Annotated in this window: 1 protein-coding gene; it reads right to left on the bottom strand. The window is 35.6% G+C overall.

Annotated elements, in window-relative coordinates; translation table 11 throughout:
• Window positions 1-716 (bottom strand): transposase (locus ACTNB8_RS16350; protein ID WP_441056113.1); only part of this gene is annotated, 716 nt, incomplete at its 3' end.
• Window positions 717-895: the final 179 nt, after the last annotated feature.

Below are 895 nucleotides of genomic sequence, written 5' to 3' on the forward strand. Positions count from 1 at the left end.
TCCACATGGCAGTCAAGTTCTTTGATGTTATCAAGAGGAAATCCCAGAAGTCTGGAAGTTTTAACATCTGTGCAGCGTATTAGAAAATACTGCTGTTTTTCCAATACATGTGCAAAATCATTGTAAGAAGCGTAACCACGGTCTGCGATATATATCGTTGGATAATCATTTTTAACACGATCGACCATTTCGCAGAAAGCACTATACTCATTGCGCTTCCTTGCTGGTTGAACAAGCACATCCAGAAACTGCCTATCCATGATAGAATAAAGTGCATTAATATGGATTTGATTAAATCCTCTGGGAGATTTGTTGTTTGGCTCAAAATAGGTATCTTTATCCTTTTCATTGCGGAAGATGTCTGCAACAGATCCATCACATGCAACCAGCCGATAATGATTTTTATATAAAGCAGGTTTAAATTTTGAGTTAAAAATCTGCAAAAGATTCCATAAAGCATTGGGCTTTAATTTTGTTCGCTGGTGATAAAAAGCTGCTTTTGTTGGAGCTTTATCTGTGCATCCGAAAAAACGGTAAAGTTCTTCTTTTAAGCTGTCATTTTCCATAGTCAGTAAAAGAAGAAGGAACTCCTGCAATCCAATTTTTCTGTTTCGGGTAAAATCTTTATCCGGATGTACTGCATAATCTTCGGGTATTTGAGACAGTTCGTCAATAGATGTCATAAGCATTTGTTTTACAAAAGTAGAATACTTCATTTTGCCTCCTTAGTTAGATGAATGAACGGTAATATGTTCCTAACTAATTGGCTTTTTTCTGACTGTAATCAGAAAAAAGCCGCACAAACATGAGGTATTGTCAAGTGTTTTTTGAGTTACTGGTAATAAAAAAGGAAACTCCTTTTTTACAAGGAATTTCCTTAAGTAAATGACATTGG

This window comes from Blautia sp. HCP28S3_G10 (assembly GCF_052065235.1).
Taxonomy (GTDB): Bacteria; Bacillota; Clostridia; order Lachnospirales; family Lachnospiraceae; genus Blautia_A.